Here is a 19,061-nt window from a genome sequence, read left to right on the forward strand (position 1 = left end):
TCCGGACCTACGCCGAGCGCTCCTGGCGATGGCGGGTCAGTGTGAATGAACCGCTTCGTGAGCCTCTTCGAGAGAAGCTCCCGCCAAATGCGCCGCGATCCCGCCGACGAAGTTAGGGCACTCGAAGATGTCCTTGTGCGGGCAGGCCAGGCCATGGGCGATGGCAGTGCGCGCCACCTGCGCCTGGGCAATCCGTTGATCCAGCTCGGTGAGTTTGCGTTGGTACAGCTCCCGCCAGCCGTCGCCGGTCGGCGAACGAGACGCGATGAACGCTTTGATCTCCCGCAGCGTGAAACCGACATCTCGCAGCATCACCACCACACCCACCAGCCCGACCGCCGATGGCGGATAACGCCGTTGGCCGGAGACGCGGGCCGGCGCCGGGAGCAGGCCGAGCTCCTCCCAGTAGCGCAGGGCGGAGGTGGCGACACCGGTGCGGTTCGCCAGCTCACCAATCGTCAGCTGTTCATCCATTGACTTCAAGCGTACTTGAAGCCGTTGACTGCGATCATGCGATCTCTCAAGCAACGCGTGATCAGATACCTGGTGGGCCAGGCCCATCACCCCCGGGGCATCGTCGGGTGGGCGAACGGCTGGATGTTCGCCCATCGCCCGTCCAACCGGCAGCGCAACATCTGGGCGGTGTCGTTGCTGGACGTACGGCCCACCGACCGGGTGCTCGAGATCGGCTTCGGTCCCGGCGTCGCCATCGCCGAGTTCGCCGGCCGCGCCACCCGGGGCCACGTCTACGGCATCGACCACTCACGGGCCATGGTCCGGCGGGCCACCCGCCGCAACGCCGCCGCCGTCCGCGCCCACCGCGTGCACCTCACGCACGCCTCCGTGGAGCGGTTGCCGAGCTTCGGCGATCCGCTCGACGCCATCCTCGCCGTCAACTCCGCGGGGTTCTGGCCCGACCCGGTGGAACGGCTCCGCGAGCTACGCCGCCTGCTCCGCCCCGCAGGACGCGTCGCGCTCGTCAGCCAGCCCCGCTGCCCCGGTGCCACCCGGGACACCACAGCCCGAGCCGCCCGAGAACTCCAGAACCTGCTCACCCAGGCCGGCTTCACCCATCTCCGGGTCGAGACCCTTGAGCTCGACCCGCCCGTCGCCTGTGTGCTCGCCAACAATCCGACCGGTATGCCGTCATGACCGCGGACAACACACCGGCCGGCTTCCCCGCCGACGTCCTGCGGAAGTGGACCGCTGATGATCTACCGGGATTGTCGGCGCCGTCCGGCATGCTGGGCTCTGCCGCCAAGAGTTCGGAAGGGATGTCCTCGTGCCGATCCGGATCGCCAGCCGTCGTCGTTCGGCGGCCTCGCTCGCCAAGGCCTTTCCCGGAGCTCAGATCATTGACGTCACCTCCAAGGCGGCTGAGCCATGGGTGCGGTTGAGCCCGTTCTATCCGCACGGCGGCATCCCGGTGCCGCAGACGCCCGGCGTCACCGGTCAGTCGGTCGAAGGAATCTGGCAGGCACTCAAGGTCTTCGAAACCACGGACGTCGACCTCACCAAGCTGGACATCACCACCATGGTCGGCCTCAAGCGCACCGTCCGCAGATACGGCCAAGTGCGAGGCCACCGCGATGGCTTACGTGGGGAGCGGTTGCTGGGATACGAGACGGCAAGACGTCGCATCTACTTGCCCGCTTACCGGTGGGTCCTGGAGAACAAGACCACCGACCTGATCGAACGCCTCCGCGGCCTCGCCGACGAGCAGGAGGTTCTGCTGCTCGACTACACCACCAACGGCGAGGTCACGGATCCCGGGACGCCGCTGTCCCACGCCGCGCTCGTACGCCTCTACCTCCAGAACGAATGGCCTGACGAGGACGATCAATCGGTACGGCTGGATCGCACTGCCTGCAATTCGCTGGTCGTCCCCTGAGCGGCACGACCTGAGTCTCCAACTCGGTATCCCGGTGGTCTATCTCGCCCTGGCCGACACATCTAGCCGGTCCGGCGAAGCGTTCAGGACGAGCGTCCGAGCGGAGCGAGGTCCTTCAGGGGGCGGGCGTCAGCCCGCCTGGGAGAACGTCCGGAGCGAAGCGCAGGCCCTTTAGGACGGGCACAGGTGTGAGGGGCCCGCCAGACCCCTCACACCGGAAAGCTCTAGGGCCAGTCGATCGACGGTCGCAGCGGGACCCCGGAGCGTCCCTCCGAGTCGAGTTTGACGCCCAGCACCTGGTGCAGCTGCACCTTGTTGCGTTCGAAGCCCACGATGCAGCCCGCCATGTACAGCGCCCAGACGCGGGCAGTGCCCATGCCCACCTCCTGCACCGCATCGGCCCAGTTGGCGTCGAGGTTGTCGCACCAGTGCCGGAGCGTCTTGGCGTAGTGCTCGCGGAGGTTCTCCTCGTGGCGGATCTCGAAGCCGAGGTCCTCCATCTGCCTGACCAGGTAGCCGACCGACTCCAGCTCGCCGTCGGGGAAGACGTAGCGGTTGATGAAGCCGCCCTTGTTGAACGTCTTCTCGGTGCCGGTCGGCCGGGTGATGCAGTGGTTGAGCAGGCGGCCGCCCGCCTTGAGCTTGCTGTTCAGGAACGAGAAGTAGGACGGGAGGTTGTGCTTGCCGATGTGTTCGGTGAGACCGATGGAGCTGACCGCGTCGAAGCCCGTCTCGACCACGTCGCGGTAGTCCATGAAGCGGACCTCGGCCAGATCCTGGAGCCCGGCGTCGATGATCGCTTTCTGGGCCCATTCGGCCTGCTGCTTGCTGAGGGTGACGCCGAGGGCCTTGACGCCGTAGTGCTTGGCGGCGTGCATGACCATGCCGCCCCAGCCGCAGCCGACGTCGAGCAGTCGCATGCCGGGCTCGAGGCCGAGCTTGCGGGCCACCAGGTCGAACTTGGCGTATTGCGCTTCCTCCAGCGTCGACTCCTCCGAGGGGAAGACGGCGCAGGTGTAGGCCATGGACGGGCCCAGGACCCACTCGTAGAAGCGGTTGGAGACGTCGTAGTGGTGGTGGATCGCCTCGGCGTCACGCTGCTTGGCGTGCCGGGAGCCGAGCTTGGCCAGGGTGCTCGAGCGGATCTCCTGCGGCGGCGCCGGGACGCGCATCAGGAGCGGCTTCAGCCCCAGCGAACGGACGGCCGCGAGCTTCTCCGAGGCCGTCAGGTCGTTGGTGGTGATGTTCCACATGCGGTCGAGCAGGGTGTACATGTCGCCGTGGATGTCGATGTGGCCGGAGATGTAGGCCCTGGCCAGGCCGAGCTCTCCGGGCGCCTGGGCGAGGTAGGCGACCGCTATCGGGGACTTGACCTCCAGGGCGAGGTCCGCGCCGTCGGGTCCCGCCTTGCTGCCGTCGTAGGCCATGAACGCGATGTTGGCTTCCGAGCCAACGATCTTCTCAAAGATGGATGCGAGAGCCATCTGCTCACCTTCCCCGTACACACTTGTCGTACAGGTCAAGCATTCGGCCGTTCGGGTCGTATTCCTGCTTGACCGGCCAGTAAGCATCGCCGTTGTACAGCTGCCAGAACTGCTCACGAGCGTAGAAAGAGGTCGAGTAAAGCGACTTGTGCCCGTCGAGTTCGTGCACCGAGTTTTCGATGAGACGGTTGTAGTAACCGTCGAACTGCCCCCGAGGCAGCGGCACCATTCCCCAGAAGCCGAAGTTGATGTACAGCTTGCCGGGCTCCATCGGGTAGATCGGCCAGCGGGACGAGGCCCGCAGCGGGCACATCCACACCGGCGTCATGCCGACCTTGTCGTGGAAGAACTCCAGGAACTCCGCGCCCCGCTCGACCGGGATCTCGACGTCCTGGATGACCGATTCCTGAACGGGCTGGCCGCGCCATCGGTCGACGCGCGCGACCACGCCGTATTTCCGGTCGAGCGCGACCAGCCGCCGGTAGACGTCGGAACGCATCCAGCGGCGCGGCATCAGCGAGCGGACCACCGACTGCTGGACGCCGAAGGCACGCGAGCACCAGAACCAGTCGGTGTCCCAGCGCCAGAGGTAGTCGCGGATCGTCAGCCAGTCGCGGTTGCGCTGCCTGATCGACTGGTAGTAGATGCGCATGCCGGTGTAGTCGGAGGTGTAGGGGGCGCGCTCGGCGAAGCGGCCGACCGTGATGTAGAGCTCCCCCGGCTCGAAGAAGACGCCGTCGACGAAGTCGACGGGCTCCCCGTCATGCTCCATGCTGTCGCAGATCTCCTGCAGGGCCAGCATGCACTTGTCGGCGTCGGTGAACTTGACGTGCGTCAGCTTGACGTACGGCTCGACCTTCCTGAGCTTGATCTTGATGCGCAGGGCGTAGCCGAGCGTGCCGTAGGAGTTGGGGAAGGTCCGGAACAGGTCGCGGTGCTCGTTGTCGTCGCGGGCGATGACGACGCGACCGTCGCCGGTCAGGATCTCCAGCTCCTCGACCGACTCGTGCGGCAGGCCGTCCCTGAAGCTGGTCGACTCGATCCCGAGCCCCGTCACCGCGCCGCCCAGCGTGATCGTCTTGAGCTGGGGCACCACGTACGGCATGAGCCCGTGCGGCAGTGTGGCATCGACCAGGTGCTCGTAGGTCGTCATGCCCTGGACCTCGGCCGTCATCGTCACCGGGTCGACGCTGATGACCTCGTCGAGCTCCCTGGCGGAGAGCTTGGCGGTCTTGCCCGAGTCGCGGAATCGGAAGAGGTTGGACGTGGCCTTGGACAACCGTGGTGAAGCGTCCCCCGGGAGCTCCGCGTACGACTGCCTGATGTGCTCTACTGCCCGTTGGTGTGTCGACATCGACGTCGTCACTGAAGCACCCCCTTGAGCTGGTAGAGATCGTCCTGAAGAAGGTATCTCCCTGGACTGACATCGACCAGACCGGGGTCGTTAAAGACACGAAAACTGTTTATCGTGCCAGGTCGTATGCCTACGCGGTGGGCGAACCCTTAAACTTCCGGCGGATGATCGGAGATATACCGTTTATCACATTCTCTACCTCGCGCCCGTCCAGCGCCGCCGTGAGGTTCGCCATAGTGGCCGTGAGCAGGCGTCCTGTGGACTCCGGCGTCACTCCGGCGACATGTGGCGACAGCAGCACCCCGTCGAGCTCGCGCAGCGGGTCGCCGTCGGGCAGCGGCTCGATGTGGAACACGTCGAGCGCGGCGCCGCCGAGATGACCCCCGGTGAGCGCACCGACCAGCGCCGCCTGGTCGACGACCCCGCCCCTGGCCGCGTTGACCAGTAACGCGCCCTGCTTCAGCCGCCGGGGATCGATGAGGCCGCGGGTCTCGTCGGACAGCGCGATCACCACGACGACCACGTCGGAGGTGGACAGCAGCGGCTCCAGCTCCTGGTAGCCGGGCTCCTCGCGGGGCGTGCGGGTCCAGTAGGACACCTGGCAGCCGAACGCCCGGAACAGCCGGGCGCAGGCCGCGCCGATCGGGCCGAAGCCGACGATGCCGACCTGCCGGCCGTGCAACTCGCGGGGCTGGAGGCTCTGCTGCGGCCAGTGGCCCGCGCGGACGGCGGCGTCGGCTTCGGCGAGCTTGCGGGACAGGGACAGGGCGGCGGCCAGGCACCACTCGGACACCGCGACGGCGCTGACGCCCGCCGTGTTGGCCAGCGGCACACCCGCGGCGGCCAGGGCGCTCAGGTCGTGGCCGTCGACGCCGACCGAGGGCTGCTGGACGAAGGCCAGGCGGGGCGCGGCGGCCACCGCCTCCGCGTCGAGCGCCATCAGCGCCGTCCAGTCGCCGAGCACGATCTCCGCCTCGGCCAGCGAGGCGAGGAGCGCGGCGCGGTCGCGGGCCGGCGGCACCCGCACGGTCACCCGGTCGCCGAGTGGCGCGAGCAGCCGCCGCAGCGGCTCCTCGGGGAGCGGCGGCAGCGCGAGGAGATCCCAGGGCGACATTGCACTCATGCGGCCACCGTAAAGCTGGCGATCACCTGCCGCATCAACCCCTGGTCTCGTTTCCACTGGGCCTCGGTGGCCGTCCACGACAGGATGTAGGCGGTGTCACCGATCGCCACCGCCCGCTGCATCTCGTGATACTTCGTGCCCTGCGTGCTCCACGGCGCGTCGCCGGTCGCCCCCGCCGTGTAGGTGAACTCCCATTCCACGGCCTTGGTCCCCTGGTGCGTGACGGCCCTGCGGCGCAGGGTCTGGAGGTCCGTGGCGTTCTGCTTGAAGGTCTCCTGCGAGTCGCGGACGAGCTGGTTCGGGTCGAGGTTGACGTAGACGGCCTCGACGCCCAGGTGCGCGGCCCGGTCCCGGCGGGTCCACTCGGTGTACGCCTCCTTGCGCGCGCCCTTCCAGCCGACGGGCCGCATGATCGACCAGCCGTCGGGCGACGTCCAGGCCCGTACCGTCGGCACGACCCTGGTGCGGGTGGGCGTCGGCGTGGGAGTGGGCGTCTCGCTGGCCTCGGCGCTGGGCGACGCCGTGCTCGGCGCGGCGCTGACCGCCACCGCGCTCTGCGTGACGACCGGCGCCCCTTCGGCCGCCCCGCTCAGCTTGAAGAAGGCGAACCCGCCGCCCGCGACCACCAGCGCCGCCGCAGCGGCGGCCGCGACAAGGGTACGACCGCCGCGGCGCTGCTTCGGCTCGACCACGACCCGGTCGTTGTTCGGCTGCTTGGCGGCGACGACGGCGGCCAGCAGCGCGTCGGCCTGCTCGGCGTTGACCCGTTCGTGCGGCTCCTTGCGCAGCAGCCCTTGCAGGGCCGGGTGCATGATCGGCGGGATCCGGCGGTAGTCCGGCTCGTCGCTCAGCAGCGCGTTCAGCGTGGCCATGGGATCGCCGCGCTCGAACGGCGACCGCCCGACCAGCGTGGCGTAGAGCGTGGCGCCGAGCGACCACAGGTCGGAGGCGGGCCCGGACTCGGCCGCGCGCACCCGCTCGGGGGCCAGGAAGCTCGGCGAGCCGGTCACCATCCCGGTCTGGGTGAGCGACGCGTCGCCCTCGGCGGTGGCGATGCCGAAGTCGGTGAGCACGGCCCGGCCGTCGTCGGTGAGCAGGATGTTGCTCGGCTTGACGTCGCGGTGCAGGATCCCCTCCGCGTGCGCGGCCCGCAGCGCCGACAGGACCTGCCGGCCCACGTCGGCCGCCTGCCGCACCGGAAGGGCTCCGGACGTGGCGACGACCTCCTCCACGGACGGGTACCGCACCAGCTCCATGATGATCCACGGCCTGCCGTCCTCCTCGACCACGTCGTAGATCGAGACGACCGACGGGTGGTTCAACCGCGCCGCCACGCGTGCCTCGCGGGCGGTGCGGAGGAGCTGCCGTTCCTGGTCCGCCCGAGGCAGTCCCGGGGGGAGGAGCACTTCCTTCACGGCGATCTGCCGGTTGAGCAGTGTGTCGCGGCCCTCCCAGACCACGCCCATACCGCCCCGCCCCAGTTCGCGCAGTAACTGGTAGCGCTTGGCGACCAGCCGGTTGCTATCCGAAACCATGTCCAACCCTTATAGACCCACCCGAACAGTGGGCAAGTTTCCCATACCTCGCGTATGTCTGCCTGAAGGTCGGGAAGGCGTCTTGCCACAGGTCACCGAATGTTGTTCTACTGGGGCCAGCCGAGTCGTAGGAGATGCCGATGTCTGAAGGCCGTCAGGGCCCGCTCTCCGGGGTCCGGGTGCTGGAGCTCGCGGGGCTCGCGCCAGGGCCGTTCGCCGGGATGATGCTCGCCGACCACGGCGCTGACGTGCTGCGCGTCGATCGCGTGGCCGCCGTGTCCGACGAGCCGCGCAAGGACGTCATGGACCGCGGCAAGCACACCATCGGCCTGGACCTGAAGTCGCCCGAGGGCGTCGCCGCGTTCAAGGAGCTGGCCGGGCACGCCGATGTGGTGATCGAGGTGTTCCGGCCCGGGGTGGCGGAACGGCTCGGCATCGGACCCGACGACCTCCACGCGGTGAACGAGCGGCTGATCTACGGCCGGATGACCGGCTGGGGACAGGACGGCCCGCTGGCCACCACCGCGGGCCACGACATCGACTACATCGCGATCTCCGGCATCCTGTCGATGCTCGGCCGTGAGGGCGGCAAGCCGACGCCGCCGATCAACATCCTGGGCGACTTCGCCGGCGGCGGCCTCATGCTCGCGTACGGCGTACTGCTCGCCCTGTTCGAGCGGGAACGCACCGGCAAGGGCCGGGTGATCGACGCGGCCATGGTCGACGGCGCCTCGATCCTGTTCGCGATGTTCTACCACGGCGTGCAGAGCGGCTTCTGGGGCGCGCGCGGCACGAACCTGCTGGACACGGGCGCGCCCCAGTACGACACCTATGAGACGGCCGACGGGGAGTTCCTGGCGGTCGGCTCGCTGGAGCCGCAGTTCTGGGAGGCGATGGTGACGCGGATGGGGCTGTCGGACCTGCCGGACCGCGGCGACAGGAAGCAGTGGCCCGCGCTCAGGACCCGGCTGGCCGAGGAGTTCAGGTCACGGACGCGGGCGGAGTGGGAGGCGGTGTTCGAGGGCTCCGACGCGTGCGTGTCGCCGGTCCTGTCCATGGCGGAGGCGGTACGGCATCCGCACAACGTGGCCAGGGGCGCCTTCGCCGACGTCGGCGGGCTCAGCCAGCCGGTCCCCGCCCCGCGCCTGCTCGGCGTGCCGGGCCAGGACCTCTCGCCCGCCACCCGGCTCACCGACCTGTCCGCCTGGGGTCTGAGCGCCGAGGCGGCGGAGAAACTGCGCTCCCAGGGAGTGCTGGCCTGACCTGAACCCCGACCTGAGGGAGTCCCGGCCCGACATGAACCCCGACCTGCTCGACGGCGCCCTGTACGCGGGCGACCCCGCACCCGTCTACGCCTGGCTGCGCGCCCACTCCCCCGTCCACCACGACGCCGCGAACGGGCTCTGGGGCATCTCCCGGCACGCCGACATCTCGGCCATCGAACGCGATCCCGGGCTGTGGACCAGCACCGGCGGCTACCGCCCCCAACTGCCGTCCGACCCGTCGATGATCGGCATGGACGACCCCGAGCACGCCGAGCACCGCCGCCTCGTCTACCGCCGCTTCACCCCGCGCCACGTCCACGAGCGCTACGCCGGCCGCGTCCGCGAGGTCGTCACCGAGCTGATCGACCAGGCCCTGGAGGCCGGCACCGTGGACGCGGTGCCGACCCTGGCCGCGCCGCTGCCCGCCCGCATGATCGGCTGGCTGCTCGGCTTCCCCGACGCGGACTGGCCGCGGCTCAAGCACTGGTCGGAGACCACGATCGTGGCGGGCGGCGGCCTTCGTTACGTCACCCACGAGGCCGCGGTGGCCGCGGGCGAGTTCGGCGAGGCCGTGCTGGCCCTGGCCGAGGAGCGCCGCAAGTGCCCGGCCGACGACCTGGTGACCCTCTGGTCCGGCCGGGCCGGCTACGACGACGACCACCTGGCGAACGAGGCGCTGCTGCTGCTCGACGGCGGCGCGGAGACCACCCGCACGGTCATCGCGACCGCGATCGACGCGCTGATCCGCCATCCGGACCAGTGGCGGCTGCTGCGCGAGGACCCGGGCCGGATCGAGAACGCGGTCGAGGAGTTCATCCGCTGGACCACGCCGATCCTCAACATGTGCCGCTCGGCCACCCGCGACACCGACCTGCACGGGCAGCGCATCGGCCGCGGCCAGCAGGTCCTGCTCATGTACGGCTCGGCGAACCGGGACGAGACGGTGTTCGAACGCCCGGACGTCTTCGACGTGACGCGGAAGGCGGGCGGGCACATCGCGTTCGGCCTGGGCACCCACTTCTGCCTGGGCGCGGCCCTGGCCCGGCTGGAGTTACGGATCTTCTTCGAGGAGTGGATCGACCGGGTGGGCTCGGCCGCCTGGGCCGACGACGCCGGTCCGCGCATCCTGCCCAACGCGTTCGTCCGCGGCGTCACGTCGTTTCCCGTCGTCCTCTCGCCGCGCGGGTGAACTGGTCGTCGAAGCGACGGGGGAACGGCACCATCCGGTGCTTGTGCCGGTACGGCGCGGCCTGCCGTACCACGTTGAAACCGGCCGCGGACACGATGCGGCCGGCCGTGGCGAACAGCGGCCAGGCCGGACGGACGGCGAGATGCGCGACCTCGGCCGGCAGGCCGGGCGGCGCGGCGGGCGAGACGAGCACGAGGCGCGGGCTGAGCCCTTCCAGGGCGGCGCTCTCCCGCGCGTACGCCACCAGCTCCAGGATCTCTTCGGGCGGCCCGGAATGCACGATCAGCCAGTCCCCGGGAGCCGTCGCCGCCAATGGGCCCGGCGGATCCCGGAGCGTCAGCGGGGCGATCCGATCCGAGACCGAGCGCAGGTACGCCAGGTGCGGCTCGCTCACCGGCTCGGCCAGCCACGTCTGGGCGAAGCGGAGCGGCCGGTCGGGGATCAGCGGCCGGTAGGCGTCCCAGCGCAGCAGCCTGGCCAGGTGCACGACCGGCACCCCCGGCGGCACCCCCGCCGCGTCCAGCTCGCCGTCGAGCCCGGCGGGGAAGGCGTCCACCACGATCTCGTCGGCCCGCGAGAGCGCGGCCGGATCGCCCGGCCATTCGGTGAGGATCGTGGCCGCAGCGCCCGGATGGACGGTGTGCAGATAGGCACCGACCCGGGTGAGATGGCCGAGCCCACCGCCCCTGGCATAGCAGACGATCACGCGCTGTCGGGTGGAGCAGACGAGCCTGCGTTGTTGGACAAAGCGGACGAGCCTGCGCTCTCGCTGAACACCCGCAGGTAGCCCTCCGTCTCGGCGGCCACCGTGAAGTCCCTGCGTACCCGCTCGGCCGCCGCCGTGCCCAGCTTGGCGAGCTGCTCGTCCGTGGCCCGCGCGGCCCGGTCGACCGCCGCCCGGCACTCGTGCGGGTCTCCGGCGGCGAAGCGGAAGCCGATCTCGTCGTCGACCAGGTCGGCCAGCCCGCCCGCGTCGGAGACGAGCAGCGGGACGCCGAGCGCCGCGGCCTCCAGGGCCACGTTCGGCAGCCCGTCGTAGAAGGACGGCAGCGCGACCAGGTCGCAGGCGGCGTAGAGCGCGGGCAGCTCGTAGCGGTCGAGGAACGGCAGCCGCGTGTGCCCGGCGGGCACGGCCAGGTGCTCCTCCAACTCCCCGACGAGCAGCAGGTGGAACAGGTCGGCGTGCCCCGAGGCGGCCAGCGCGTCGAGCAGGAAGCCGACACCCTTCTTGTTCTTGAGCTGCCCGATGAGCCCGATCGTGCGCCGGCCCGCGGCGGCCCGCCTGGCCAGGCCCGCCGCGCGTTCGGAGGGCAGGATCTGCCAGCTCGACGTGTCGATGCCGTTGGCCACCCACCGCACCCGCGCTTCCGGAACGAGCGCCGACACCAGCGGGGCGTGCCCGGAGGCCACCACGCACACCGTCGCCGAGGCGCGTAAGGCGTCGAGCAGGGCGCCCCTGCGGCGCAGCGAGAACACCCCGGTGTCGAAGTCGTTGCCACGCAGCAGCGTCACCAGCGGGGCACCGAGCCAGGCGGCCAGGATCGGGGCGCCGAGCATCGCGTACGTGCCCCCGAACGCCACCACGTGCGTGTACGACTCGCCGCGCAGCGTCGTCCACAACCGGCGCAGAGCGTGCTCGGGATTGTCCTCCAGCGGCACGGTGAGCAGCCGCCCGCCCCGCTCGCCGCCGATCTGCCACGGCCGGTCCCGCCTGGTCAGATGCGCGACGTCGATCTCCGCGCCCGCCTCACGCAGGCCCCTGACGATGCGGTCGCAGGACTCGGCCATGCCGCCCCTGCTTGGCGGGTAGTGCTCGGTGAGCCACAGCAGCCGCATCAGCTGTCCACGAAGTCGCGGTCGTCGCCGTCGCCGAAGTCGCCGAAGTCGCCCTGGTCCTCGGGGTCGAAGGCGCCTCTGTCGTAGTCGTCGAACGAGCCGTACCAGCCGGGGTCCGAGTACGTGGACGAGGTGCTGTAGTAGTGGTGGCGGCGGAAGCCGCTGGTCCACAGCGGGTCGTACGGGGAGCTGTACCCCTGGGCGGCCGCGCACTCGGGGCAGACGCCGCCGGGACCGGCATGCCGGTCGCAGATCGGCCTGCCGCACCACCCGCAGGCGGCCACCGGCGCCCGGCCACAGCGGCCGAGCACGAAGAATCCGGTGCTCACCATGCACGGGGTCACGCGGCCCGCCTCCTCTGCGTCCATCTGAACGGCTCGGTCGCCGCCGTCATGATCACCCCGAGCTGGTCGCGGTCGGCGGGCAGCGGCACCTTGGCGGCGGCCCTGATCACGGTCTTGACGCCCGGACGGACCTTCACCTGGATCCACCACGGCGGCGGGCTGCCCGGGCGCATGGGCGTCTGGCCCTTGGCCAGCGAGCGGCTGGTCTGGATCCGCTGGACGCCCTTCGTCTTGGTCTTGCTCTTGCGCTTGCCACGCGGGTTGACCTTGACGATGTGGCGGTACCTGACGACGTCGGTGACGGCGAGCGTCAGCACGCTGCCGTCTCGCAGCTCCGAGCGGGCGCTGAGCCACGCGTCGGTCACCCACCACTGTTCGGCCCGGCGCACCGGCCGTACGGCGGGCAGGGCCTGGCGCGGCCCGGTCTTGCCGGGGACGCCGTGGCCGCGCAGGTCGGCGGTGATGCCGACCATGCCGCGTCCGACGTCTTCGCAGAGCACCCTGATCAGCGGTACCAGCACGCTCTCCGTCCGTGTGGGCAGCCGCCACTTGCGCCTGCGGACGAGCGCGTCATGCCGGGCGAGGCTGTTCAGCAGCGCCGCCCACTCCGCCCTGGGCATCGTGGCCGACAGCGTGTGCTCCCAGATGAGGGCCTGGTGCAGCGGGTGGAACCCGGCGATAGCCGCTCGCGTCTTCCGCCAGAACATGGTGCGAAGCATTACACACGGTTGTAGACCTCGGCGAGCTTTGCCCGGGAATCGGCCCAGGTGGGCACCCTGCCACTGGCCCGCGCCGCCATCGCCCGCGCTTGTCCGGGGTACTCCAGGAGGATCCGGATCGCGCGGGCCAGCTCGGCGGGCCGGTCGGGCGCGACCAACCGGCCGTCCTCCCCCAGGATCTCCCGTACGGCCGGCAGGTCGGAGGCGACGACCGGCGTGCCGGCGGCCATCGACTCCAGGATCTTGAGCGGGGCGCAGCCCTGGTCGAGGTTGCGCGGGCAGGCGGTGAGCGGGGCGGCGGACACCGCCGCGCCGGCCAGCCAGCCGGCCACCTCGTCGTGGGGCAGCGTGAACCGCCACATGATCCGCTCGGCCACGCCCAGGCGGTCGGCGAGGCGTTGGAGGGGTTTGGCGCGGCGTTCCGGGACGGAGGAGCAGACGACCAGGCGCAGGTCGGTCAGGTCGGCGAGCCTGGCGAAGGCACGCAGCAGCACGTCCACGCCCTGCCAGCGCTGGAGGGCGCCCACATAGATGATGTAGTGCTCCGGCGCGCCAGGCGGCCTGGCGCGCGGCACCGACGACGCACCGGCGACAGGGTCGGCGGCGTTCGGTACGAGGAACACCTTTTCCGGATTTATCCCCATTGTGCGGATGGCGTCGCCGATGACGCTCGATGGCACGACAACGGCGTCCGCCTGTTCCAGGCAGTGCGCCTCCAGCCGCCGCAACTTGGCCACCGTGGCGGGGGCCGTCTGTGGCCAGGTGTGCGCCAACTCGATGGACGGCAGCCCGTTCACCTCGTACACCACCTTGTGCCGGTGCCCGAGCACCGGCAGCGCGCTCCACGGGTCACGCACGTGGACCAGCTCCAGCGTGTCCAGGTGCGGCGCGAGATGGCGGGCGACCCAGTGCGAGTACGCCTCTGCCCGGTCGATCAGGTTGGGGATCTGCTCATCGAACCTGGCGATCTCGACGTCACCCTCTCGCTGGTAGCGCGGCAGCCCGCCCCCGCCCAGCACCCCCAGCAGCCCGCCGCCGAACCGGTCGAACAGTTCGGCCGCCATCTGCCCGATGTGCACCGCCGACCCCTTGCTCGAAGGGAACCGGTCGAAGGCGAAATAGGCGGCACGCACGGCGCGCAGTCTATTCGTGGCTTCCCGCCGGATATCTACTGGCGCACGCTCTCGTACGCCGAGTAGTCCTTCAACGCGATCGAGTCGTGCAGCCGTATGCCCTTGCTGCCGAGCTTGGCCGCGGCCTTGCTCACCGCGACCGGCACGTGGCCGATCAGCCGCGCCGCCTGGGTGAGGGCCCACAGGTCGAACCGGGTGCCGGGCACGATCCGCTTGGCCGCCCCGACCGCGAACGCGCGGCTGCGCCGTACGTACTCGCCGATCTCGGCCTCGTAGGCGGGGAAGGCGCGCTCGTGGTCACCGTGCGCGGCGGCCAGCTCGCCGGCCAGGATGTACGCCCCGACGACGGCCAGGCTGGTGCTGCCGCCCACGGCCGGCCCCGGGCAGTAGCCCGCGTCGCCGACCAGCGTCACCCGGCCGCGCGACCAGGTGTCCAGGCGGAGCTGGGTGATGGAGTCGAAGTAGAAGGCCGGGGTGCGGTCGAGCTCCGCCATGAGCCGGGGGACCTCCCAGCCCACGCCCGCGAACCGCTCGCGCAGCAGCTCCTTCTGCCGGGCGACGTCGCGGTGGTGGTACTGGAGCTGCTCCGGCGTCCTGAACAGGAACAACGCCCGCGCGTCTGCCAGGTGCGCCGCGCCGTACATCCCGGCCACCCGCCCGAGGCCGGACAGTCCCTCCATGCGGCCGTCGAGGCCGAGGTAGTTGGGCACCGAGAAGACGGCCAGGTAGGCGCCGATCCAGGTGGCGAAGCCTGATTCCGGGCCGAAGACCAGGCCGCGCACGTTCGAGTGCAGCCCGTCGGCGCCGACGACCAGGTCGAACCGCCGGTCCGCGCCGCGCTCGAACGTCACCGTGCCGTCCTCGCCGATGGCGGTGATGGAGTCGTCGAAGACGTACTCGACGTCGTCGCGGGTGGCGTCGTAGAAGATCTCGCTGAGGTCGTCGCGCATGATCTCGACGTGCCGGTCCGACACGGCCGTGAACACCCGCCGCAGGTCGACCTCCACGGCCCCCTCCGCGCCCTCCCGGTACATGGTGAGCCAGTTCGTGCCGGTCTTCCTGGCCATGATCGGGTCGATCAGGCCCATCTTCTCGACGATGTCCATCGCGGGCCTGAACAGGTCGATCGCGTGCCCGCCCGTCTTGCGGAGCGACGGGGCGCGCTCCACGACGGTGACGTCGAAGCCGTACCTGTTGAGCCAGTACGCCAGGGCAGGTCCGGCGACGCTCGCGCCGGAGATCAGGATCTGCATGGTGGCACCTCCTTACTTAACGGATGGTAAGCCAGCGCAACGACAGCCGCAAGGGCTTACTTAACGATAGGTAAGGGATAGGCTTGGACCATGGCGAGGCCCAGTGACACCAAGGCGCGCATCCAGGCGGTGGCGCGCGAGTTGTTCGTCGAGCAGGGAGTGCAGAACACCAGCCTGCGGCAGATCTCCGACCGGCTGGGCATCACCAAGCCCGCCCTCTACTACCACTTCGCCTCACGCGACGAGCTGGTCAGCAGCATCATCCAGCCGCTGGTCGAGGACATGGAGCGGTTCGTGGCCACGCGCGAGTCCGGTGACGCGCGCGAGCTGCTCGAGGACTACTTCGACATGATCTGGCGGCACCGCGACATCACCGTCATGATCGTGCGGGAGATGTCCATGCTGGGCTATCTCGACCTGGGTCAGCGCATGTTCGACTGGCGGCGGCGGCTCATCACGCTGCTGCTCGGCCCGGACCCCGCCCCCGCCCGGCACATCCACGCGACCGTGGCGATCGGCGGGATGTCCGACTGTTCGGTGGAGTACGCCCACCTGCCCCTCGACGAGGTCAAACCGGCGGCGGTCGAAGCCGCCGCGGCCGCGCTCGGCCTGTGAGCCCATGACCCGAGCCCGATCGGGCTCGGGCTCGGGAAACGGCTAGTAAACGGCGACATAGAGGTCGGCGCCACCGGGGTGGTGCACCTCAAGGTCCGTCGTGAACGCCCGTGGGGGCGTACCGCCCGACTCGCTGTGCTTCCACACCTGCTGCCAGGCCTCGACGATCGCCTGCGGCATCTGGCCGCGCGCCTCCACTCGCAGGGCCGTGCCCGCGGGCACGCGTACGGCGACCATGCCCTCGGGCAGTCTGGGCACCGTCCGGACGCCGATGCCGACGATCTGCGTGTAGGCGCCGTGCTGGTCGCTCTCGTAATCGGTCAGGACCGCATAAAGGTTCTCGTCGACGCGTCCCGGGACGTGCGCGAACGCCCCGGGGGCGCCCGCTCGTTGCCACAGCACGGGCAGCTTCGCCCTGGCGGGGTCGATCTCGTCGGCGTTCGACGTGCGTACGGCGATACCGACGACGGTCAGCTCGTTTCTCTCAGTGACCTCCACAGGCCCTCCACCCCCTAAGTTTCCTGGCCGATCATATGGCCACGAGACAGGGGAAACCCCTCGTTAGGGAGTCAGCGCATAAGATGGACGAACGTGAAGTTCCTTAACGGCCTCGCGCCGCAATACGACTTGACGTACAGCGACGTGTTCATGGTCCCGTCGCGTTCCTCGGTCGGCTCCCGGCTCGCGGTCGACCTCTCGACCAACGACGGCACGGGCACCACCATCCCCATCGTCGTGGCCAACATGACCGCGGTCGCCGGCCGGCGCATGGCCGAGACCATCGCCCGCCGAGGCGGCATCACGGTGATCCCGCAGGACATTCCCATCGACGTCGTGGCGGAAGTCGTCGACTGGGTCAAGAAGCGCGACCTGGTCCACGACACGCCGCTCACGCTGACCCCGCACGACACCGTCGGCGAGGCCATGCAGCTGCTGCCCAAGCGCGCCCACGGCGCGGTCATCGTCGTCGACTGGGACAACCAGCCGGTCGGCGTGGTGACCGAGGCCGACTGCCAGGGCGTCGACATGTACACGCAGCTGTCGCAGGTGATGTCGAGCGAGCTGCTGACGCTGCCGGCCGGGCTGGAGCCGCGCGCGGCCTTCGACCGGCTGCACGGGGGCCGCCACCGCCTGGCGCCCATCGTCGACGCCGAGGGCCGCCTGGTCGGCATCCTGACCCGCACGGGCGCCCTGCGCGCCACGCTCTACCAGCCCGCGCTCGACGCCGCCGGCCGGCTGCGCATCGCGGCCGCCGTCGGCGTGAACGGCGACGTCGCGGCCAAGGCCAAGGAGCTGCTCGATGCCGGGATCGACTGCCTGGTGGTCGACACCGCGCACGGGCACCAGGAGAAGATGGTCTCCGCCCTGCGCGCGGTCCGGGCGCTCGACCCGGGCGTGCCGGTGGCGGCGGGCAACGTGGTGACCGCCGAGGGCGTGCGCGACCTGGTGGACGCGGGCGCGGACATCCTCAAGGTGGGCGTCGGCCCCGGCGCCATGTGCACGACGCGGATGATGACCGGGGTGGGGCGGCCGCAGTTCTCGGCCGTGCTCGAATGCTCGGCGGAGGCGCGCCGGCTCGGCCGGCACGTGTGGGCCGACGGTGGCGTCCGGCACCCGCGTGACGTGGCTCTCGCCCTGGCGGCGGGCGCGGCGAACGTGATGATCGGCTCCTGGTTCGCCGGGACGTACGAGTCTCCCGGCGACGCGCGCACCGACGCCGACGGGCGCAGGTACAAGGAGAACTTCGGCATGGCGTCGGCGCGGGCCGTGCGGCTGCGCACGGCGGAGGACAGCGCGTTCGACCGGGCCAGGAAGTCGCTGTTCGAGGAGGGGATCTCGACCTCGCGCATGTACCTGGATCCGCGGCGGCCGAGCGTGGAGGACCAGATCGACGCGATCGTGGCCGGGTTGCGGTCGTCGTGCACGTACGCGGGGGCGACGAACCTGGAGGAGCTCCACGAGCGCGCCGTGGTCGGCATCCAGAGCGCCTCCGGCTACACCGAGGGCATGCCGCTCCACCAGAGCTGGTAGCGCGAAGCCTCAGGTGCGTAGCGCGGAGCCTCAGGTGCGGCGCCAGCCGCCCGCCGCGTGGATCCCGCCGTCGACGTGCACCGTCGTGCCGGTCACGAACCTGGCCAGATCGCTGGCCAGGAACACCGCCGCGCCCGCCGCGTCGGCCGGCTCCCCGAGGTGCCCGAGCGGCGGCAGCCGTACCGGCTCGAACGGCCCGTCCACCATCCGCTCCCGCACCTCGGCCTCGCCGTCGGTGGGCAGCCCGTCGGGCGCGATCGCGTTCACCCTGATGCCCAGGGGCGCGAACTCCAGCGCGAGCGACTTCGTCAGGCTCTCCACCCCCGCCTTCATCGCGGCGTAGACCGCGAACCCCGGCGCCGCCTGATGCGCTTCGCTGGAGGTCACGTTGATGATCGACGCCCCGGCTCCCATCATCGGCAGCAGCCGCCGGATCATGCCGGTGACCTGCGTGAAGTTCTCCTCGATCAGGGTCCGCTCGCCGCGGACCGTCGTGTCGGCGAACGCGGCGTGGAACGTCCCGCCCGCGTTGTTCACCAGCACGTCCACCCGCCCCCACCGCTCCCGCACGGCCTGGGCGAACACCTCGACGGCGACCGGATCCCGCACGTCCAGCGTCATGGCGAACTCGCCGCCGTATGGGGGCTGGTCCCGGTCGCAGATCGCGACCAGAGCCCCGAATGCCGCGAACGTCTCCGCGATCGCCCGCCCGATCCCCCGGGCCGCCCCGGTGATCACGGCGACGCGCCCGGTGAGCAGGATCGCATCAGGAGAAAGGGCGGCCATGAACGCTGACCTTATCCCGACCGCATAGAGTCGTCGGGTTCATTCCTGATCGCCAATTCTCAACAGGAGTAATTCGTGGCACTCGAGAAGCCGGAAATCGACTTCCCCGGGGGCAACCCGCCCGCCGACCTGGAGATCACCGACATCGTCGTGGGTGACGGCCCCGAGGCCAAGCCCGGCCAGAGCGTCAGCGTCCACTACGTGGGCGTCGCGTTCTCGACCGGCGAGGAGTTCGACGCGTCGTGGAACAGCGGCAACGCGTTCGAGTTCCCGCTCGGTGGCGGGCGCGTCATCGCCGGCTGGGACCAGGGCGTGGCCGGCATGAAGGTGGGCGGCCGCCGCAAGCTGGTCATCCCGCCGCACCTCGGCTATGGCAGCCGCGGCGCCGGCGCCCGCATCAAGCCGAATGAGACGCTCATCTTCGTGGTCGACCTCCTGGCCGTCCGTTAACACGCCGGGGCGGGCCCCAGGCCCGCCCCGCCCCTTCGGGGGCCCAACACCGG

General features: G+C 70.4%; 20 protein-coding genes. 7 read left to right on the forward strand and 13 right to left on the reverse strand.

Annotation, left to right across the window (positions count from 1 at the left end; translation table 11 throughout):
* Positions 1-36: 36 nt before the first annotated feature.
* The gene (locus AB0B91_RS39015; RefSeq protein WP_358330950.1) at positions 37-474 is read right to left on the reverse strand and encodes a MerR family transcriptional regulator; all 438 of its coding nucleotides are present in this window, start codon (positions 472-474) and stop codon (positions 37-39) included.
* Between the two features lie 36 nt (positions 475-510).
* On the opposite strand from AB0B91_RS39015, the gene AB0B91_RS39020 reads away from it, so the two are divergent.
* Both AB0B91_RS39020 and AB0B91_RS39025 read left to right on the forward strand, forming a co-directional pair.
* A complete protein-coding gene (locus AB0B91_RS39020) occupies positions 511-1,152 on the forward strand; it encodes a methyltransferase domain-containing protein (RefSeq protein ID WP_358330953.1) in 642 nt (213 codons plus the stop codon).
* A 130-nt stretch (positions 1,153-1,282) separates the two neighbouring features.
* Complete coding sequence (locus tag AB0B91_RS39025) at positions 1,283-1,891, forward strand: hypothetical protein (protein WP_358330956.1); 609 nt, start codon at positions 1,283-1,285, stop codon at positions 1,889-1,891.
* A 224-nt stretch (positions 1,892-2,115) separates the two neighbouring features.
* On the opposite strand, the gene AB0B91_RS39030 is transcribed toward AB0B91_RS39025, so the two are convergent.
* The 4 genes from AB0B91_RS39030 to AB0B91_RS39045 all read right to left on the reverse strand — a co-directional run bounded on the left by AB0B91_RS39030 (position 2,116) and on the right by AB0B91_RS39045 (position 7,387).
* Positions 2,116-3,375 (reverse strand): cyclopropane-fatty-acyl-phospholipid synthase family protein, encoded by a 1,260-nt coding sequence (locus tag AB0B91_RS39030; RefSeq protein ID WP_358330959.1) that lies wholly within the window; start codon positions 3,373-3,375, stop codon positions 2,116-2,118.
* A gap of 4 nt (positions 3,376-3,379) precedes the next feature.
* Positions 3,380-4,729, reverse strand: a complete 1,350-nt coding sequence (locus AB0B91_RS39035) for an FAD-binding oxidoreductase (protein WP_358330962.1) — start codon at positions 4,727-4,729, stop codon at positions 3,380-3,382.
* Between the two features lie 130 nt (positions 4,730-4,859).
* The gene (locus AB0B91_RS39040) at positions 4,860-5,852 is read right to left on the reverse strand and encodes an NAD(P)-dependent oxidoreductase (protein WP_358330965.1); all 993 of its coding nucleotides are present in this window, start codon (positions 5,850-5,852) and stop codon (positions 4,860-4,862) included.
* Positions 5,849-7,387, reverse strand: coding sequence for a serine/threonine-protein kinase (locus tag AB0B91_RS39045; RefSeq protein WP_358330968.1), 1,539 nt, complete (start codon positions 7,385-7,387; stop codon positions 5,849-5,851). The genes AB0B91_RS39040 and AB0B91_RS39045 overlap by 4 nt, the downstream gene beginning before the upstream one ends.
* Positions 7,388-7,527: 140 nt before the next feature.
* Between AB0B91_RS39045 and AB0B91_RS39050 the strand changes: the two genes are divergently transcribed.
* Complete coding sequence (locus tag AB0B91_RS39050; RefSeq protein ID WP_358330971.1) at positions 7,528-8,649, forward strand: CaiB/BaiF CoA-transferase family protein; 1,122 nt, start codon at positions 7,528-7,530, stop codon at positions 8,647-8,649.
* A 34-nt stretch (positions 8,650-8,683) separates the two neighbouring features.
* Positions 8,684-9,841, forward strand: coding sequence for a cytochrome P450 (locus tag AB0B91_RS39055; protein WP_358330974.1), 1,158 nt, complete (start codon positions 8,684-8,686; stop codon positions 9,839-9,841).
* Here AB0B91_RS39055 and AB0B91_RS39060 read toward each other — a convergent pair.
* The 6 genes from AB0B91_RS39060 to AB0B91_RS39085 are packed head-to-tail and all read right to left on the reverse strand — an operon-like array spanning position 9,804 to position 15,126.
* Complete coding sequence (locus tag AB0B91_RS39060; protein ID WP_358330977.1) at positions 9,804-10,547, reverse strand: hypothetical protein; 744 nt, start codon at positions 10,545-10,547, stop codon at positions 9,804-9,806. The genes AB0B91_RS39055 and AB0B91_RS39060 overlap by 38 nt on opposite strands.
* Positions 10,544-11,677, reverse strand: coding sequence for a glycosyltransferase family 4 protein (locus AB0B91_RS39065; RefSeq protein ID WP_358330980.1), 1,134 nt, complete (start codon positions 11,675-11,677; stop codon positions 10,544-10,546). The genes AB0B91_RS39060 and AB0B91_RS39065 overlap by 4 nt, the downstream gene beginning before the upstream one ends.
* Positions 11,677-12,021, reverse strand: coding sequence for a hypothetical protein (locus AB0B91_RS39070; protein ID WP_358330983.1), 345 nt, complete (start codon positions 12,019-12,021; stop codon positions 11,677-11,679). Before AB0B91_RS39070 ends, AB0B91_RS39065 begins: the two co-directional genes overlap by 1 nt.
* Positions 12,018-12,728: a hypothetical protein gene (locus AB0B91_RS39075; protein WP_358330986.1), complete on the reverse strand. Its 711-nt coding sequence runs from the start codon at positions 12,726-12,728 to the stop codon at positions 12,018-12,020. The genes AB0B91_RS39070 and AB0B91_RS39075 overlap by 4 nt, the downstream gene beginning before the upstream one ends.
* 11 nt (positions 12,729-12,739) lie before the next feature.
* Positions 12,740-13,873, reverse strand: coding sequence for a glycosyltransferase (locus AB0B91_RS39080; RefSeq protein WP_358330989.1), 1,134 nt, complete (start codon positions 13,871-13,873; stop codon positions 12,740-12,742).
* Between the two features lie 35 nt (positions 13,874-13,908).
* Complete coding sequence (locus AB0B91_RS39085; RefSeq protein ID WP_358330992.1) at positions 13,909-15,126, reverse strand: FAD-dependent monooxygenase; 1,218 nt, start codon at positions 15,124-15,126, stop codon at positions 13,909-13,911.
* A gap of 90 nt (positions 15,127-15,216) precedes the next feature.
* Between AB0B91_RS39085 and AB0B91_RS39090 the strand changes: the two genes are divergently transcribed.
* Positions 15,217-15,741 (forward strand): TetR/AcrR family transcriptional regulator, encoded by a 525-nt coding sequence (locus AB0B91_RS39090; protein WP_358330995.1) that lies wholly within the window; start codon positions 15,217-15,219, stop codon positions 15,739-15,741.
* 42 nt (positions 15,742-15,783) lie between these two features.
* Here the strand turns inward: AB0B91_RS39090 and AB0B91_RS39095 are convergent, their stop codons facing one another.
* Positions 15,784-16,239, reverse strand: coding sequence for a GyrI-like domain-containing protein (locus AB0B91_RS39095; RefSeq protein WP_358330997.1), 456 nt, complete (start codon positions 16,237-16,239; stop codon positions 15,784-15,786).
* A gap of 93 nt (positions 16,240-16,332) precedes the next feature.
* On the opposite strand from AB0B91_RS39095, the gene AB0B91_RS39100 reads away from it, so the two are divergent.
* Entirely contained in the window at positions 16,333-17,772 is a 1,440-nt protein-coding gene (locus tag AB0B91_RS39100; protein ID WP_358331000.1) for a GuaB1 family IMP dehydrogenase-related protein, read from the forward strand.
* A 30-nt stretch (positions 17,773-17,802) separates the two neighbouring features.
* Here AB0B91_RS39100 and AB0B91_RS39105 read toward each other — a convergent pair whose 3' ends face one another.
* Positions 17,803-18,558, reverse strand: coding sequence for an SDR family oxidoreductase (locus AB0B91_RS39105; protein WP_358331003.1), 756 nt, complete (start codon positions 18,556-18,558; stop codon positions 17,803-17,805).
* 75 nt (positions 18,559-18,633) lie between these two features.
* Here AB0B91_RS39105 and AB0B91_RS39110 point away from each other — a divergent pair, with 75 nt between their 5' ends.
* On the forward strand, positions 18,634-19,008 hold the full coding sequence (locus AB0B91_RS39110; protein ID WP_358331006.1) for an FKBP-type peptidyl-prolyl cis-trans isomerase: 375 nt from the start codon (positions 18,634-18,636) through the stop codon (positions 19,006-19,008).
* Positions 19,009-19,061 lie beyond the last annotated feature (53 nt).

It is taken from the genome of Nonomuraea sp. NPDC049141, from assembly GCF_040648415.1.
Lineage (GTDB): Bacteria > Actinomycetota > Actinomycetes > Streptosporangiales > Streptosporangiaceae > Nonomuraea.

Coding starts and splice junctions, on each gene's coding strand:
- AB0B91_RS39055 (WP_358330974.1), top strand. CDS start 8,684: ATGAACCCCGACCTGCTCGACGGCGCCCTGTACGCGGGCGACCCCGCA.
- AB0B91_RS39090 (WP_358330995.1), top strand. CDS start 15,217: ATGGCGAGGCCCAGTGACACCAAGGCGCGCATCCAGGCGGTGGCGCGC.
- AB0B91_RS39045 (WP_358330968.1), bottom strand. CDS start 7,387: ATGGTTTCGGATAGCAACCGGCTGGTCGCCAAGCGCTACCAGTTACTG.
- AB0B91_RS39020 (WP_358330953.1), top strand. CDS start 511: ATGCGATCTCTCAAGCAACGCGTGATCAGATACCTGGTGGGCCAGGCC.
- AB0B91_RS39075 (WP_358330986.1), bottom strand. CDS start 12,728: ATGTTCTGGCGGAAGACGCGAGCGGCTATCGCCGGGTTCCACCCGCTG.
- AB0B91_RS39015 (WP_358330950.1), bottom strand. CDS start 474: ATGGATGAACAGCTGACGATTGGTGAGCTGGCGAACCGCACCGGTGTC.
- AB0B91_RS39105 (WP_358331003.1), bottom strand. CDS start 18,558: ATGGCCGCCCTTTCTCCTGATGCGATCCTGCTCACCGGGCGCGTCGCC.
- AB0B91_RS39050 (WP_358330971.1), top strand. CDS start 7,528: ATGTCTGAAGGCCGTCAGGGCCCGCTCTCCGGGGTCCGGGTGCTGGAG.
- AB0B91_RS39035 (WP_358330962.1), bottom strand. CDS start 4,729: ATGTCGACACACCAACGGGCAGTAGAGCACATCAGGCAGTCGTACGCG.
- AB0B91_RS39030 (WP_358330959.1), bottom strand. CDS start 3,375: ATGGCTCTCGCATCCATCTTTGAGAAGATCGTTGGCTCGGAAGCCAAC.
- AB0B91_RS39040 (WP_358330965.1), bottom strand. CDS start 5,852: ATGAGTGCAATGTCGCCCTGGGATCTCCTCGCGCTGCCGCCGCTCCCC.
- AB0B91_RS39065 (WP_358330980.1), bottom strand. CDS start 11,677: ATGCGGCTGCTGTGGCTCACCGAGCACTACCCGCCAAGCAGGGGCGGC.
- AB0B91_RS39085 (WP_358330992.1), bottom strand. CDS start 15,126: ATGCAGATCCTGATCTCCGGCGCGAGCGTCGCCGGACCTGCCCTGGCG.